This window comes from Coriobacteriia bacterium (assembly GCA_034370385.1).
Classification (GTDB): Bacteria; Actinomycetota; Coriobacteriia; order Anaerosomatales; family PHET01; genus JAXMKZ01.
In genome coordinates this window covers 96,297-113,135 of record JAXMKZ010000051.1, presented here as the reverse complement: position 1 = coordinate 113,135, position 16,839 = coordinate 96,297, and the positions used below count along the sequence as shown (strand labels likewise).

Annotated in this window: 15 protein-coding genes; all 15 read right to left on the bottom strand. The window is 64.5% G+C overall.

Features of this window, described 5'->3' with window-relative positions:
* Positions 1–5 precede the first annotated feature (5 nt).
* Positions 6–1,448 carry a V-type ATP synthase subunit B gene (locus U1E26_10570; protein MDZ4170075.1) on the bottom strand — a complete coding sequence of 481 codons (1,443 nt, stop codon included), beginning with the start codon at positions 1,446–1,448 and terminating at the stop codon, positions 6–8.
* Positions 1,449–3,206, bottom strand: a complete 1,758-nt coding sequence (locus tag U1E26_10565; protein ID MDZ4170074.1) for a V-type ATP synthase subunit A — start codon at positions 3,204–3,206, stop codon at positions 1,449–1,451.
* Positions 3,207–3,539, bottom strand: a complete 333-nt coding sequence (locus tag U1E26_10560; GenBank protein ID MDZ4170073.1) for a V-type ATP synthase subunit F — start codon at positions 3,537–3,539, stop codon at positions 3,207–3,209.
* Complete coding sequence (locus U1E26_10555; protein ID MDZ4170072.1) at positions 3,532–4,629, bottom strand: V-type ATPase subunit; 1,098 nt, start codon at positions 4,627–4,629, stop codon at positions 3,532–3,534. Before U1E26_10555 ends, U1E26_10560 begins: the two co-directional genes overlap by 8 nt.
* The gene (locus tag U1E26_10550; GenBank protein MDZ4170071.1) at positions 4,626–5,204 is read right to left on the bottom strand and encodes a V-type ATP synthase subunit E; all 579 of its coding nucleotides are present in this window, start codon (positions 5,202–5,204) and stop codon (positions 4,626–4,628) included. The genes U1E26_10555 and U1E26_10550 overlap by 4 nt, the downstream gene beginning before the upstream one ends.
* Positions 5,205–5,254: 50 nt before the next feature.
* Complete coding sequence (locus tag U1E26_10545) at positions 5,255–5,584, bottom strand: hypothetical protein (protein ID MDZ4170070.1); 330 nt, start codon at positions 5,582–5,584, stop codon at positions 5,255–5,257.
* A complete protein-coding gene (locus tag U1E26_10540; GenBank protein ID MDZ4170069.1) occupies positions 5,581–7,566 on the bottom strand; it encodes a V-type ATPase 116kDa subunit family protein in 1,986 nt (661 codons plus the stop codon). The genes U1E26_10545 and U1E26_10540 overlap by 4 nt, the downstream gene beginning before the upstream one ends.
* A gap of 45 nt (positions 7,567–7,611) precedes the next feature.
* Entirely contained in the window at positions 7,612–7,980 is a 369-nt protein-coding gene (locus tag U1E26_10535; GenBank protein ID MDZ4170068.1) for a V-type ATPase subunit subunit G family protein, read from the bottom strand.
* Between the two features lie 113 nt (positions 7,981–8,093).
* Positions 8,094–9,212, bottom strand: a complete 1,119-nt coding sequence (gene alr, locus U1E26_10530; GenBank protein MDZ4170067.1) for an alanine racemase — start codon at positions 9,210–9,212, stop codon at positions 8,094–8,096.
* A complete protein-coding gene (locus U1E26_10525; protein MDZ4170066.1) occupies positions 9,213–9,680 on the bottom strand; it encodes a CBS domain-containing protein in 468 nt (155 codons plus the stop codon). It abuts the gene before it with no gap.
* The gene (locus U1E26_10520) at positions 9,668–11,248 is read right to left on the bottom strand and encodes an NAD(P)H-hydrate dehydratase (protein ID MDZ4170065.1); all 1,581 of its coding nucleotides are present in this window, start codon (positions 11,246–11,248) and stop codon (positions 9,668–9,670) included. Before U1E26_10520 ends, U1E26_10525 begins: the two co-directional genes overlap by 13 nt.
* A 49-nt stretch (positions 11,249–11,297) precedes the next feature.
* Entirely contained in the window at positions 11,298–11,762 is a 465-nt protein-coding gene (locus U1E26_10515) for a holo-ACP synthase (GenBank protein MDZ4170064.1), read from the bottom strand.
* Positions 11,763–11,769: 7 nt separating this feature from the next.
* Positions 11,770–13,593 carry a glutamine--fructose-6-phosphate transaminase (isomerizing) gene (gene glmS, locus U1E26_10510; GenBank protein ID MDZ4170063.1) on the bottom strand — a complete coding sequence of 608 codons (1,824 nt, stop codon included), beginning with the start codon at positions 13,591–13,593 and terminating at the stop codon, positions 11,770–11,772.
* 387 nt (positions 13,594–13,980) lie between these two features.
* Positions 13,981–15,426: an aminotransferase class V-fold PLP-dependent enzyme gene (locus U1E26_10505; GenBank protein ID MDZ4170062.1), complete on the bottom strand. Its 1,446-nt coding sequence runs from the start codon at positions 15,424–15,426 to the stop codon at positions 13,981–13,983.
* Positions 15,423–16,772, bottom strand: a complete 1,350-nt coding sequence (gene glmM / locus U1E26_10500; GenBank protein MDZ4170061.1) for a phosphoglucosamine mutase — start codon at positions 16,770–16,772, stop codon at positions 15,423–15,425. Before glmM ends, U1E26_10505 begins: the two co-directional genes overlap by 4 nt.
* Positions 16,773–16,839: the final 67 nt, after the last annotated feature.

Sequence of the window (16,839 nt, the reverse complement as noted above, 5' to 3'; positions counted from 1 at the left end):
CCCCCTTACGCGCTCTCAGCGAGTTCGTCGGCTTTCGATGCGCCGGCGCGGTCCGGGTGATACGTTTCGATGAAGTCTCGCACGCGCTTCAACTCACCGATAGGCAGCCCGGCCATGAGCTCCCATCCGATGGAGAGGGTCTCTTCAATGGAGCGACCCTCCTGACCCTGGCCGACGATGCGCGATTCGAACTCGTCAGCGAAGCGCAGGTGGCTGCGGTCGATGTCCGACAGCGCCTCTTCACCGACGATCGCAACGAGTTTGCGCAGGTCGCGGCCCTGGGCGTACGCGGCGTAGAGCTGGTTGGCCACCGCGCGGTGGTCCTCCCGTGTCTTGCCCTCCCCGATGCCAAGGTTCATGAGCCGACTCAGGCACGGGAGCGTGTCGATCGGAGGGTAGACTCCCCGGCGATGCAGCTGGCGCGAGAGCACGATCTGGCCCTCGGTGATGTAGCCCGTCAGGTCGGGGATCGGGTGCGTGATGTCATCGTCAGGCATGGACAGGATCGGAAGCTGCGTGACCGAGCCCTTGCGGCCCTTGATGCGGCCGGCACGCTCGTAGATGGTGGAGAGGTCCGTGTACATGTAGCCCGGATAGCCTCGGCGTCCCGGCACTTCCTCGCGCGCGGTGGAGACTTCGCGCAGCGCCTCGCAGTAGTTCGTCATGTCAGACAGAACGACGAGCACCTGAAGGTCCTTCTCGAAGGCCAGATACTCGGCGACCGTCAGCGCGCAGCGCGGAGTCAGCAGGCGCTCGACGGTCGGGTCATCGGCCAGGTTCAGGAAGAAGACAACGCGTTCCAGCGCGCCCGTCTCCTCGAACTGGCTCATGAAGTAACTCGCCTCGCGGTGGGTGATGCCCATCGCACCGAAGACGATGGCGAACTCCTCGCCCGACTTGACCCGCGCTTGACGAATGATCTGCGCAGCAAGCTCGTTCGCCGGAAGACCGGAGCCCGAGAAGATCGGAAGCTTCTGCCCGCGTACGAGGGTGTTGAGACCATCAATGGCGCTGATGCCGGTCTCGATGAAGTCCGCCGGCTGCTCGCGCGTGTACGGGTTGATGGGTGCGCCGGTGATGTCGAGACGCTTCTCGGGGATGATGGGCGCGCCGCCGTCGATAGGCTTGCCCGTGCCGTTCAGTACGCGACCGAGCAGCTCGGATGAGACGTCGATCTTGGCCACTTCCTCCATGAAGCGGACCTCTGTCTTGGCGATGTCGATTCCCTGCGTGCCCTCGAACACCTGGATGACGGCGGTCGAACCGGAAACCTCCAGCACCTGACCGCTGCGCCGCGCGCCGTCGGGCATGTGGACGGCAACCATCTCGTTGTATGCGACGCCGTGGACATCCTCGACGAAGATCAGCGGGCCCGTGACGTAGTTGAGCGTCCGGTAGTCGACGGAAAGCAGTGACTGCTTCGCAGCGCCAGTTTCAAGCTCGGCCATCTAATACACCTCGATTCCGGCGAAGCGGTCCGTGACCTCAGCGCACATCTCTTGCATGCGCTCGATCGCGGCCTCATGCGGGGTTGTCTTCAATACTGCGATCTCATCGCGCATAGGCAGTTCGAGCAACTGATGGAGAGCCACCCCTTGGTTCAGGGCGGTGGACGCAGCGTCGTGGAAGCTCAGGATCGTCTTGAGCAGCCAGTATGCCTTCGACGGTGGGCAGTAGGCATCCACTTCATCGAACGCGAACTGCTGGAGGAAGTCCTCGCGCAACATACGCGCGATCTCAAGGATGAGCTTCTCAGACTCGGGCAAGGCATCCGGCCCGACAAGCTGCACGATCTCTTGCAGCTCCGTCTCCTTCTGAAGCACCGACATCGCCCGCTCGCGGTACTCACTCCAGTCGGGCGCGACGTTGTCGTAGTACCAACCACTCACCTGACCGAGGAACAGCGTGTAGCTCTTCGTCCAACTGATGGCCGGGAAGTGCCGCCTATGGGCAAGCGAGGTATCGAGCGCCCAGAAGGCACCCGTCACTCGCAAGGAGTTCTGCGTCATGGGCTCGGACATGTCTCCGCCGGCAGGCGAGACCGCGCCGACCATCGTGACGGATCCGACCCGATCGTCACCCTCGGATCCAAGCGGCTTGACCCGCCCACTACGCTCGTAGAACGCTGCGAGCCGCGTGGCCAGATAGGCGGGATAGCCTTCCTCGCCGGGCATCTCTTCGAGCCGACCCGACACCTCACGGAGTGCCTCACCCCACCGGCTTGTGGAGTCGGCCATCATCGCGACGTTGTAGCCCATATCGCGGTAGTACTCGGCAAGAGTGGCTCCCACGTAGATCGACGCCTCGCGAGCGGCCACCGGCATGTTGGATGTGTTAGCCACAAGCACGGTTCGGTCCATCAGCGGCGCGTCGTTGCGAGGGTCATCCAGGTGCGGGAACTCAGTGAGCACCTCGGTCATCTCGTTGCCGCGCTCTCCACACCCGATGTAGACGATGATGTCGACGTCGGCCCACTTCGCAAGCGACTGCTGCGTTACGGTCTTACCCGTACCGAAGCCTCCCGGGATGATCGCGTTTCCGCCTAGAGCGATCGGGAAGAACGTGTCGAGGATCCGCATGCCCGTCGTGAACGGGGTCGTCGGGTCGAGCTTGCGCAGATACGGGCGTCCGCGCCGTACCGGCCACTTCTGTGCGAGCTTGATCTCGGTGCCGTCATCGAGCACCGCGATGACGTCTGTGATCGTGTACTCACCCGCCGGCGCGATGGTCTTGACCTTTGCCGGTCTGCGCTCAGGCGGAATCATCACCTTGTGAACGATGGTCTTGCCCTCAGGCACCGTCCCGACGACCGCCCCGGCCGCGACCTCATCGCCCACCGCGATGGCGGGGGTGAAGCTCCACCGCTTGTCCGGATCGAGAGCGGCAGCCACGGTGCCTCGCTCGATGAAGTCCCCGCCCTCGGCGATGACCGGCAGTGGACGCTGGACGCCGTCGTAGATCGACGTCAGCAGCCCGGGGCCGAGTTCAACGGTGAGCGGTCCGTCGGTTGACTCGACGCGCTCTCCGACCATCAGGCCCGAGGTGTCCTCGTAGACCTGGATGGTCGCCGTATCGCCCTCGAGACGGATGACCTCACCCATGAGGCCTTCACCGCCGACCCTGACGATGTCATACATTCGCGCACCGACCATGCCTTCGCCAACGACGACAGGTCCTGTGATCTTGGATATGGTTCCGGCAATCATCTAATCCCGCCTCAGTGTGATGTCGAATCCGATCGCGCGACGAATCAGACGCGCGAGATACGCCCTGTGGTCCTCTCCGAACGCGAGCTTCTCGCGAATCGGAAGGGAGATTACAAGTGGTCGGTAGATCGAGTCGATCCGCCGTTGAGTGCGCTCGTCCACCGCCGCCATCATCTGCTCGTTCACGGCGATGATTCCCGCGTCCTCGTCGTCGAGCAGATGGTTCAGTCGCTCGCGCACGCCATCGTGGCTGTCGACCACAACGACGTCCACGCCCGCGAGGCGAAACCCATCAGCGTTGTCAGCGTCAGTGAGGACGATGAGCTTATACAAGGATGAGCTCCCTCCTCATGCGCTCGACCGGCACGCCCATCGCGATACCCTTGGCGATGATGCGTACGTTGGTGACCTCGTTCAGCTTGCTCCAGAGGTAGGCAAGCGGGATACCCACCCCCAGTGGATCGGTTCCACCCATCGCGATGACCTTGCGCATCAGGTAGTCCTCCAGCGCCCGCTCAAACGTCGCGATCGAGAGCGTTTCGAGGTAGTTGGTGGCCACCTCTTCAAGCACGGTCCCGAAGCGCGTACCTCTCAAACCATCGAGGATCTCGTCGATGTCGGAGCAGGCCGACAAGCGCTGATACGTTTCGAGAGTCAGATCGGCGCCTCCCGGAAGGAAGTAGCGAACCGCCTGCTCCGCGCCGAGGTTCGCCCGCGCCACACGGAACACCATGAGCAGGTTCTGGATATCCACCTGCATCCCCAAGATACGCTGGGCCATCTGGTAGTTGCGGTTGCGCTTTCCAAGCTCGCGTTTCGCGCGCTCGGCGAAATGGCGGTCTAGTTCGAGTTCGAAGTCCGCCATATCCCCGGACCGCTGGAACTCGACGAACCCTGCTCTCAGGGCGGTCGCCTCAGGCAATCCCCAGGTAGTCGCCGTGTTCACCACTGCGCGAATATCAGGCTGCCTCAAGAGCCCGTCGAGGTCCGACTGGCTGAGCGCACCGACGGGCAACAGGCCCGCCGCGATCTCATCGTTCGGGAGATGAGCTTGCTTTCCACGCAGGATCGTCTTCATGTTGAAGACGTCCCATCTCCCCAAGACGATGCTGCATATGTCGGCAGCTTCGCCATTCAGAAACCCGAACACCTTGCGGTAGGTGCGCACAAGGTTGAGTCGCAGCGCTTCGCCGACCTCAGCCGCACCGCGCCCCTGCAGGAGTGCCTCCTCAAGGTCCGGAGCGTACTCGGTCTGCAACAGCTCCTGGATCAGCTGGTGAAGATCGGTGTACTCGGCGAACTGCTCGAGGCGGTCGCGACGCAGAAGTCGCGAGCGCATCCCACGCAGTCTCGCGTTGGGGTACCCGTACTCCTTCTTCGCGATGCCGGGTTCGGCGCTCTTCGGAGCGGCTGTCGGGCTCATGCGAACAGAATCTCAGCAACGCTAGCCTGAGCGACGCCCGCGAACTTATCGAGGCGGTCTTCGAGCGTGTTGCGGCGCAGAACGCGTCCCCCCTCGAGCTCGACCACTACGCCGCCGGCGCAGTGCATCTCGCCGCGCACCTCGGCGACGATTCCGAACTCATCAAGAGCGCCGCGTGCACGCTCCACGTCGGCGGAATCGACGAGTACCGCTCCACCGTCTCCGACGCCCTCCACGGCCTCGCGAAGCAGTCCGCGGAACAGCGTGTCGTAGTCGTCACGCGTCCGCACATCAGCCAGAGCCTCGCGAGCATCCGCGAAGGCGGCGACAACGGCCCGATCCTTCACTGACGCGACCTCTTTGCGAGCTTCGAGCCGAGCGGTGTTCACCGTCTGCCGTCCACGCGCTTGCGAGAGTCGCTCAGCCTCCTCAACACGTGACCGCTTGAGCGTGTCGGCCTCACGTTCGGCCTCATCGAGAATCGCGGCGGCGTGCTCCCGTGCCTCCGCGGTCACCGCGACAATATCCCGATCAGCCTGTTCCTCGAGTGCTTTGAAGATATCTTCGAGTGCCACGCCTTTGGCTCCTTCCGCCCCGCTGCATCATATGACGTGCGAGCTGCGGACTAACCGCTGATGAGAATCGCGGAGACGAAGCCCAGAAGCACGATGACCTCCGGAAGCGCCTGAAGCGTGATGATCCAGATCGAGACCTCAGGCCGTTCCGCCAGGGTTCCAGCGCCTGCCGAGCCGATCTTGGCCTGTGCGTAGCCAGCAGCTAGCGCTGACAACCCCATCGCCAAACCTGCCGATATCGACCTGGCCACGGGCACTTGCCACGCCTCAGGCGCAGTACCAGCGCCTGCCGCCTCTTCAGCGAGTGCCACCATCGGCACCAGAACTGACAGCACGAACGTACTGCCACACACCCATTTTGCGAGCCGCTTCCTACTCATGCGATCCACTCACCTCCGGTCTTCGTGAACGGGCTGTACTTCAAACCACCTGACTCGTAGAACCCCCTGAAGAACTCCAGGAAGTTCAGACGTGCTGCATGGATGGCAGGGCTGAAGGTTGCAATGATGAAGTTGAGTGTGTGAAGGACGACACCGATGATGATCGCCACCACTATCATCGCCGGGTTCGTGGCCATATCAGCCACAATCTCGTTTATCGCGTCGGCGAAGATGGCGCCAGCGAGGCCCACTGCCATGATTCGGATGTAGCTCGCCATCCCGGTGAACACCTCGAGCGTCTCGATGACACCCATGATTCCGCCACCGCGTACGGCGAAGATGAAGCCGCCGAACGCAACCAGCGCAAACAGAACCTGTCCCCAGATCGCCCATGACCCGTAGTTCTGGGCCACGACCGCCAGAAGAACCACGACACCGATCGCGAGTACGAACGTCAGAATCCCGCCCTTCTCCCACAGGTGGTGCCGATTCTTGGTGCGAACCGCGTTGACGATGCCCAGGATGAGACTCAAGATCACGTGAACGACCCCGACGGCCACCGCGACGATCATGAATGTCTCGACTGCGTGGACACGATCGAAGGGCAACGCTACGGGGCCAACCTGGATGGTCTGGATCCAGTCAAGGTACCTGGTTCCCAGCACGTTGCCGAAGAACTCTCCGTACAGGAATCCGAACACAATCACCATGGTGGCTGCGGGACCCAGGATCGCCGTAGCCCCCTGGACGAGCTGGTTCTCCTTGAACTTCATCCGAAGCCAGAGCACTATGCTGAGATTGATCATGCCGTAGGCGATGTCACCGACGATCATGCCGAAGAACAGCGGGAAGAAGATGAACAGGAAGATCGTCGGATCGAGCGTGCCATAACGCGGCATGCCGTACGCGCCGATCATCGCCTGGAACGGTGCGACCTGGGGGCGGTTCTTGAAGGCGACCGGCGTATCAGCATAGTCGCGCTCGCACATCTCAAGCTGCGACACGATGATGTCGTCTTTCCACCGCGCTGAGACATCCTTCTCGAACGCCGACACGTCGCTGCACGGCATCCAGCCGTTGATGACGAACGCGTACTCAGTGCGGCCGAACTTGGGAATGGCCTCTATCTCCGCCGAGCGGTCGATCAGTACATCACGAATCGCGCCCAGCCTCGACGCCCACGCTGCCGACATCTTCTCGAGCTCCGCGCGGGTGGCCTCTATCTCCCCGGGCATGGCTGCGCGGCGCGCACGCACTTCGGTGTAGGCGCTATCGAAGGGCATCCCCTCGAACGCGTCCGGCAGCCGAATCTGATTGACGTTCTCCATGGTGAGGAACTTGTGGACGGCATCCGAATGCTGACGCCCGAACACCAGAATGGCCGCTGTGGTGTCCTCGTCGACATCGGTCGACACGATTTCGTACTGCTTCTGGGTGATGCGATCCAGCTCCTCCTTCAGCGCGTCGAGGGCCCCCTTGTAGCGACGCTCGAACAACAGCGCGACGGAGTCGTACTGACCGGTGGTGACGATCTGGCTGGCCAGCGGCTGGATCTTCTGGAGGATGGGCTCGTAGCGCGCGAGCAGAGACATCTCCGACTCGAGTTCGGCGTGCTCTGCCGCCAGAGAGGCTGTGCGGTCCTCGACCTCGGCTATCACCAGACTCACTTCACCCGAGAGTTCGGCGGGATCCAGATCGTAGAGGCGATCGTAGTCGGCCTTGCTCGACACATGCGTTGTGTTCGATCCGCGGTCGAGCGCCTTGAGGATGGAGCGGACCCGTATGAGCAGGTCCTCCATCTCCTCGCGCTCCTTGAGAACGCCTGGCTGCAACTCCATGCGGTTCAGGGGCACATCGCCCCTGTTGATCTTGTTGGAGAGGTCCTCGATGTGCAGTCGCCCCTGCTCGTGCACAAGGCTCAGCACGTCAGAGAACAGACCACGCGGTCCGATGATCTCAATCTTCGCCATCGGGATGAGCATGCCGCACCCCCCTCACTCCCCATCGTCGTGCCGGGCACGACGACATCACACCTTCAGTACGGACTCCAGAATAAAGGCGACCGCCGCTTCGCGGCGCCCTGCCAAGGCCTGCTCGAGTTCCGCCATCTCGGCGGCGGCGGAGGCTCCGACATCGGCGACCTCGCGATTGGTCACCTCGCTGATCTTCCTGTCTTGATCTTCGGCGAGTCTTGCAGCATCGCCTTGCGCTTCCACGACGACCTCGGTCGCACGCTTGCGCGCGTCTGAAACGACGGAGTCAGCCGCGCGCTTCGCAGTCAGGATGCGCGCCGAAATCTCAATCTCCTTCTCACGAATGAGATGGAGCGGCGATGAGCCGTCCTTGTTCATCGTCTCTCGATGGAACTCGAGTTCCTGAACATCGTGATCTTCCACGCCGACCCCCTCAACACGTGAAGCGAAACAAGGTGCGATTCAAACCCTCGTCTTCCCTATTCGTCATCGCGAGGGGGGCTCCTGCACGTCTTCGTGAGAAGTAGCGGGCAGACCTAGAGATAGAGGCGCGGCAGCCTCATGCCGAAGGAGCAAGCCATCTCGTAGTTGATGGTGCCTGCGAGGTCCGCGAGATCATCCATACTCTGGACCTCATCCGCGTGTTGGCCGACAAGCACCACCTGGTCTCCGCGCGAGAACACCGCGCCGCGGGGGACTTCCACCATGAACTGATCCATGCAGATGCGTCCCACCTGCTGCAGGCGCGCACCGCCCCCAAGCACGCTCATCTTGTTCGAGAGCACGCGGTGCACGCCGTCCGCGTAGCCCAGCGGCAACGTCGCGATGGTCGTCGGCGAGCCGGCGTGCCAGGTAAGGCCGTAGCTCACGCCCTCGCCCATCCCGATCCGCTTAACGAGCGTGGCTCGCGCCCGCACTGACATTGCGGGTCGTAGAGGCACGACGCCTCTGGTCTGCGGAGACGGGGCCAGTCCGTAGATCGCTATCCCACACCGGACCATGTCGAAGTGCGACTCATCTGACAGTATCGTCGCGGGGCTGTTCGCGGCATGCACGATTCCGGGCGAGACCCCCTCAGCCCGCATCGCCTCGAGCACGGACGAGAAGCGCGCAAGCTGGCGTCCGAACTCCCAGTCGCCGGGTACATCGGCCGTTGCGAAATGCGTGAAGGTCCCCTCGTGCATGAGCCCGGGGAACTCAGCGAGCATCGCAGCGAACACCGGGGCTTCATCGATGGGAACGCCAATGCGGTTCATCCCCGTGTCCACTTTGAGGTGGAAGCGCGCCTCGGTGCCCCGAGCGATGGCTGCTCTTCCCAAAGCCCCGGCAAACTCCCGCGTCGTGACCGTCGGGATCAGCTCATGATCCAAGACGGCGTCCGCGCCGTCTGCCGGAGGCTCGGACAGCAGCTGCACGGGTGCAGTGATCCCGGCAGCACGGAGTTCGGCGCCTTCGGCGATCGTGGCAACGCCCAGCCGATCCGCTCCTGCGTCGAGTGCGGCCCGCGCGACTTCGACTGCGCCGTGCCCGTAGCCGTCCGCCTTCACGACAGCCATGAACAGGGTCCCCTGAGACGTCAGCCCCTTGAGCGTCGAGACGTTGTGCCGGACCGCGTCGAGATCGACCTCGACCCACGCCCAGCGCTGCCCGGTCATCTAGCTCAGGCCTCCGGCTATGGCCTTCACGATGTCTCTCTTGCTCACGATTCCCACGAGGCGTCCGCCGTCGAGAACCGGGAGACGCGAAACGCGTTCATCGGCCAGAAGCGTTGCGACGTCCTCGATGGAGGTATCGACCGTCACGGTGATCGGGTCTTCCGACATCACGTCCTTGACCGTGGCGGCGACGGCCTTCTTGAGTTCATGCTCGAACCGCGCGTGCGCGGGGGGATACATGATGAACCCGTCGAGCAGTTGGATATAGGTGGGGTACTCCAACTTCACGTCTTGCATGATGAGGTCGCCTTCGGTGACGAGCCCGATCAGTCGACCTGCCGCATCAATCACCGGCAGCGCCCCGACCGACCTGTCAGTCATCAGGCGAGCTGCCTCGGTGACGCCTGCCTCCGGAGCGATAGTCACCGGATCGGGAGTCATGATGTCGCGTGCCGTCACATCTGCCATCTCGCACCATCCTCATTCGCATCGGCGCCACGCGCCGCATCTCGATACATCACCCGCCGCATGGCCACCGGCACGTATCCCGGCAGATCCTCGGCTGTCACGCCGAGCGGCGTGAGCTCGGCCGCCGCCGCCTCGCCTGCGAGACCATGCAGATACGCGCCAAGTGCTCCGGCCTCCAAAGGCGACATCCCCCGGGCAAGCAGCGCACCGAGCATGCCCGCGAGCACATCTCCCGTCCCTGCAGTCGCGAGTGCCGGCGTACCCGACGTGTTGATCACCCAGCGGCCCTCGCCGTGCACGACGGTGCCAGCTCCCTTGAGCACAACCGCCCTGCCAGGTCCGGCAAGCCTTGCGGATGAGGATACCCTATCCGATTGCACCGACGAGACCGTCGTGTCGAGCAGACGGGCGAGCTCCCCGGGGTGCGGCGAGAGCAGGGTCGGGTCGGTGCGTCGCGTGATGAACTCCTCCGCATCGACGAGTGCGTTGAGGGCATCGGCATCGATGACGAGTGGGCCGCTGATACGCGCGACGATCGCCCTCACCGCCGCCACGGCACCGTCGGCCAAGGTCAATCCCGGTCCCAAGACGACCGCGTCAAAGTCGCGCGCCAGATCGATCACTACCGTGCCGGCACCCGAGGACAAGGCCTTCGTTCGGCTGCTGGGTAGCCCGATGACCGGGGCGGCTGTGAGGTGGCACTGCGCCACTCCCACGATCGGCTCCGGGACGGCAAGCGTCACGTACCCCGCCCCCGCTCGCATGGCACCGCGCGCCGCGAGTACCGCCGCCCCCGGATAGCGGCCACTTCCCGCAACCACCAGAACGCGCCCCCGTGAGTTCTTGTGAGCATCTGACGGCGGAGCCACGAGAAGCGACGAGTACTCGCCCTCGTCCCAGACCTCCGGCGCGCCCTCGACCTCACGGAGCGCGTCGGGCACCGCGAGCGTGTCGAGCACCACGTCACCACACGCATCGGCAGCGGGGTAGATGACGTGTCCGCGCTTGAACGCCAGCAGTGCGACGGTCAGGTCGGCCCGAATGGCATCATCGCTCGTGGCACCCGTGTCGGTTTCCACCCCGGTGGGGATGTCCGCGCTCACGACGTACGCTCCGCTCCGGTTGATGCTGCGACACCACAAGGGGAACGGATCGCGTAGGGGAAGCGACGACCCCGTACCGAGCAACGCGTCCACGACGCAGGCAGCCCCCGTGAAAGCTCCCTCAGTCAGACTCCCCTCGGGCTCGACAACGACCTCGACCCCGGCCGCGAGCGCCGCCTTCGCAGCTGAGGCGGCCGGCTCTGGCAGTCGGGCCGGATCGCGCATCGCCACCACACGCACCCGACGTCCCGCCTGCAGAAGCAGGTGAGCTGCTACCCACCCATCGCCACCGTTGTTGCCCGGGCCACAAGCCACGGCAATGTCGCCATCTGCCACGTGAGCCACGACCTCGGCCGCGATGGCCTCGCCCGCGCGCCGCATGAGGGTATCCAGAGAGGCCACACCCTCGGCGACCACGCGTTGCTCGATGGCCTTGGTCTGGTCGGACGTGAGGACCCGCTCCATCAGCCACCTTCCCATCAGCGTCGGGCAATCACCCTCGGGCCAGCACCTCTCACTCGTCGAGCAGCGCCCGGGCGTCCTTGAACGATCTGGCGAGTTCCGCCATCGGATCGGCCTTCTCTTCCTTGCGAGGACGGGCGTCCTCGGTGATCGCCACGGCTGACGCCACCGCCGTCGTGTGCGTGAACGACAACGATAGGTGCATCTCCACGATACCCAACTCGGCCGCGCGAGCCGCGGCGGCACCGTGCAGAATCGGTATCGGACGGCCCGTGGCATCCCGGGCCACCTCGACATCGCGGAACCTCATGCCCGAAAAGCCGGTCCCGAGCGCCTTGAGCACCGCCTCCTTGGCGGCGAACCGCAGCGCGTAGTGAACCTCGGGCCGGGAACGTTTGTCGCAATAGTGCCGCTCGTCCTCGGAGAAGAGCCTCTCCTTCAGGCGCGGCCTGCGCTCCAGCGCCGCTGCCATCCGCTCGATCTCGACGATATCCACGCCCAACCCGAGGATGCTCATGTGAGGCTCACTCCACCGTCACGGACTTGGCGAGATTGCGGGGCTGATCGACGTTGCAGCCCCGCTTCTTCGCGATGTGGTAGCTGAGTAGCTGCAGGGGGATCGTCGCCGGAATCGCCGACAAAGCCTCGCTCGTGCGCGGAACCGACAGAACGTGCTCGGCGTGCTGGCGGATGTCGTCGTCACCAGCTGTGGAAACGGCGATGACCTGTGCCCCGCGGGCTCGGACCTCCTGGATGTTGGAGACGACCTTCTCATAGGTGTGGCCCTGAGTGGCAACCACCACAACCGGAACCTCTTCGGTGATCAACGCGATCGGCCCGTGCTTCATCTCGCCCGCAGCATACGCCTCAGCGTGGATGTAGCTGATCTCCTTGAGCTTGAGCGCACCCTCCATGGCGACCGGGACACCGATGCCGCGGCCCAAGAACAGCGAACTGGCCGCAGTCGTGTACTCGTCGGCGCACTCCTCAAGGTCACCGGTGTTGGCCAGGATGGCCTCGACCACGTCGGGGACGGTCGCCAACTCCATCCAGATGCGCTCGATCTCCTCAGTACCCAACGTGCCTTTGGCCTGGGCGAGCTTGAGTGCCAGCACGTTGAGGGCGGCGATCTGGGCGGTGAACGTCTTCGTCGCGGCCACACCGATCTCAGGACCGGCGTGGGTGTAGATGACCCCGTCAGACTCTCGGGTCACGCGGCTGCCGACGACGTTGGTGATGGCGATGACCTTCGCTCCCCGATCCCGGGCCTCGCGCACACCCGCCAGCGTGTCAGCCGTCTCTCCGGACTGGGTGATCGCCACGACGAGCGTCTCGTCGTCCACGATCGGGTCGTTGTAGCGGAACTCGCTCGACACCTGCACCTCGACCGGAATCCTCGCCCACCTCTCGATGAGGTGCTTGGCGATGAGTCCCGCATGGTACGACGTGCCGCACGCGATGATGAACACGCGGTCGATCGACGATACCTGCTCCGGCGTCATCTTGAGCTCTGAGAGCTGGATCTCGCCATCGATGAAGCGTCCGCGCAGCGTCTCACGCAGCGCGGTGGGCTGCTCGTGGATCTCCTTGAGCATGAAGTCCTCGTAGCCGCCCTTCTCGGCGGCATCCAAGTCCCATTCCACGTGCATCCTCTCGGGCTCGACTTCCACAAGCTCTCCGTCAAGCACCCGCACCGAATCCGATGTGACCACGGCGATCTGCTCGTCGTGGAGCACCACGACCTCGCGGGTGTACTCGAGGACGGCGGGGATATCGCTCGCGACGATGTTCTCCTCCGGCGCCGTGCCGATGATCAACGGAGAGTCACGGCGGGCGGCGACGATGGTGTCCGGGTGATCGAGATGGACCACGGCGAGCGCGTAGCTGCCGTGAAGGCGCTTGATGGTCTTGGCGAGCGCGGCGACCAGATCCCCTTCGTAGTAGCTCTCCACGAGGTGAGCGATCGCCTCGGTGTCGGTCTCCGAGCGCAGAATGTGACCCGCGGCGGCGAGCTCCTCGCGAAGCTCAAGGTAGTTCTCGATGATGCCGTTGTGGACCAAGGCGACGCGGTGGTCGCAGTCGACGTGGGGGTGGGCGTTCTCCTCGCTTGGACGCCCGTGGGTCGCCCAACGCGTATGGCCCACGCCAACTCCACCTTCGACCGGCTCGGCTTCAAGAGCCGACGTGAGGTTGACCAGCTTGCCCACACGCCGAACGACGCTGAGCTCGTCGCCCTGGATGCACGCGACGCCCGCAGAGTCGTATCCGCGGTACTCGAGACGCGCGAGTCCCTTCAGAAGCACTTCACTCGCGCTCCGATGTCCTGCATAACCGACGATTCCACACATGGGCGAGCACCGACCTTTCGGTGAGGGTGTAGGTTGATCGGTCCGCGGGCACGTCAGCTGAACGTGTGGCGTGCGCTCCGCCGGACCTCGTTGAACCGGTCACCGTCGCCGCTTTGTCCCCGCAGTCGCCTGCAGGCTTTGTCGGCAACGTCACGACCACCGGTTGGGCCGGAGGGCCATCCGCCGAATCCTTCGATCGGCCCTCTCCTCGTCGACTGGTATGCGGGCTTTCGCCCTCGACACCGTTGCGGCGGCGTCTCGCCAGTCCTGGCGCTTGTCAGTGCTGATCAGATGACGCGGCCCACTCCCCTTCCCGTGCGGTCACTGCACGACCATTGTACCGCTTGGGACACAACTCGCCGATGACGAACGGGTGACGTCGCCTAGCTAGCGGACGGGACGCGGGCCTACCGGCCTATCGAGATACCCTTCGGCGAAGCGAGCGAACCTCCAGACGTCACCGAAGTCACTCGCGATGCCCAGCGACGCCCTGATCGTGTTGGGCACCTTGCCGCTTGCGTCCTCGATGAGCCTCTGGCACTGCTGGAGGGTCACGGGCTGGGTGGGCTCGGTCTGCGGGTGGTCGAAGCATGCTTCCATGTCAGACGCGGTGATGTTGTGCGCGATCTCGCCATCGCCGGGATTGCAGAAGCAGCCCGTGCGAACAGAGATGCCCTCCTCGCCGGCGCGCGCCTCGATGGCATCGACATCGTGGACATCACCTTCCGGGTCGAGCAGGTAGAACGCTATCGTGGAGCCGCGCGCATCTGTCGTCGACGGACCGAAGACACGCACCAACGGAGCGCCGTTCGCATGGGTGGTATCGCGCATCCACCGCAGCAGCCACGACGCGAGCGCCATCACGCGGTCTTGGATGGAGTCCATGCCGACCGCTGCGAGGTGCGCAAGTCCGAGTGTGACCGCGGGAAGCCCTAGGTAGTCGACCGTGCCGTCCTCGAACCCGGTGTGACCGGGGGCCAGCTGGTGCTGCCCGCTCTGCACGGAGGCCAGCGTGATGGTTCCTCCGGCGAACCACGGGCGACACAGCTTGGCAAGCGCTTCGTGTCGCGCGACCAGCGCCCCGACCCCGGTGGGATAGCCGAACATCTTGTAGAAGGACAGCGGCACGTAGTCAGGTTTCACCACTGAGAGGTCCAGCCGGTTCGTGGGCGCGAACGCGGCGCAGTCCAGCAGCACGTCCCACCCGCGCCGGCGGGCCAGATCGACCCAGTCGAGCGAGTGCTTGACACCGCTGAAGTTGGACTGGGCAGGATAGGCGAAGAGCCGATTCCCGCACGCCGGGCGCGTGATCTCGCGGGCGACCACCACGTCATCGAGTCGCAGCTCGGGCTTGTGCACCGAAAGATAGGAGACCATCGCGCCGGCCCGGTGAGCATACTCACGAATGCCGTTGACGGAGTTGTGGTTGTCGAAGCTGATCATGTAGCAGGAGTCATCTGAGAACGGATACGCTTCGCCGACCAGTTTGAGCGCGCCGCTCGCGTTCTGCGTGAACACCACGTCGTACTCGGCGGAATCGGCGTTGAGGTGGCGCAGAACCGCATCGCGAGCCGCTTCGACGAGCGCCGTGGACGCGAGCGAAGTGGGGTTATTGGAGTGCGGGTTTCCGAACACACCGTTGGCAAGGATGGCTGCGTGCTTCTCAACCTGTGATGCGGCGTAGAGCCCGCCGCCCGTGTAATCGAGGTAGGTCTGACCACGAGCGTCCAGCCGGGCGTACTCTCCGGCCCGCAGGAGCGCGACGGCTGCCGCATCGTAGGCAGGATGCGCGGACTCGAACGCAGCCCTCTCCTGTTCGAGGGACCCGATCATCTGCGCTCGGCGCCCAGCTCAGAGACGACCACGTCAACGATGCCGTCGACGACCTCGCGCGCGGCGGCTGCGTCCGCGGCCTCCGCCATCACGCGCACGACCGGTTCGGTACCCGAAGCGCGCACCAGCACCCGGCCTTCATCACCGAGTCTCAGCTCAGCCGCATGAACGGACTGCGAGATTGCCGCGCTCGTGGCCAGGCGAGACTTGTCCGCGACTCTCACGTTGACCAGAACCTGCGGGTAGCGCTTCATGACCTGTGCGAGCACTGACAGCGGGACGCCACTGTCACGCACCGCGGCAGCAAGCTGCAACGCGGTGACGAGGCCATCGCCGGTGGTGTTGTGCTCGAGGAAGATGATGTGCCCCGACTGCTCGCCGCCCAGAACCGCACCCATGGCCTGCATCTGCTCGAGCACGTAGCGATCGCCGACCTTGGTCTTGACCACCGCGATGCCGTGCTCACGCATGGCGACCTCGAATCCGAGGTTGCACATCACCGTCGAGATGACCGTGTCACCCACAAGCTCGCCGGCGTCGTGAAGCTTCACCGCTGTGACCGCCATGATCTGGTCGCCGTCGACCTCGGCCCCCAACTCATCAACGGCCAAGACGCGGTCCGCGTCCCCGTCGTGAGCGACGCCCAGATGGAAGTCGCCGCCCGAGACGAGCCGGGCCAGTTGTCCCAGGTGGGTCGACCCGCACCCGACGTTGATGTCGGTGCCGTCGAAATCCGCGTTGATCTCTGTCACGTGGGCCCCGAGGCGCTCGAAGGCCGCCCGTGATGCAACGGCGGCGGCCCCGTGACCACAATCGATAGCCACACGGATGCCATCCAAGTCGCCCTTCACCGTAGTGCAGGCATGCGCGACGTAGCGCTCGACGGCATCGGGGATGCGCTCGCAGCGACCGATGTCGGCGCCCGTCGGCCGCTCCCAGTCGCGCTCCGACAGACAGAACGTCTCGATCTCATCCTCGAGCTCGTCGGGGAGCTTCAGGCCCTCCCGGCTGAATAGCTTGATGCCGTTGTACTCGGGAGCATTGTGGCTTGCCGAGATGACCACGCCCCCGTCGGCGGAGAGCTCGCGCACGAGCAGCGCCACCGCAGGAGTCGGGACGATCCCCGCAAGGAGCGCGTCGCCCCCGCCTGCGGTGATCCCCGCGACCAGTGCGGCCTCGAGCATCTCGCCGCTGCGGCGCGTGTCGCGCCCCACCACGATGCGCCCGGCGCCGTGATCACCGAGGAAGTGACCCGCGGCCTCGCCCAACCGGAAAGTCAGTTCAGGCGTCAGCTCGGCGTTGGCCACGCCGCGCACACCGTCGGTGCCGAAGAGTCGCGTGCTCATGAGTGCTCCCCTCGTAACAAGGAACGAAGGCCCGCCGCATGTCGGCGAGCCTTCGTCTCGATTCCGT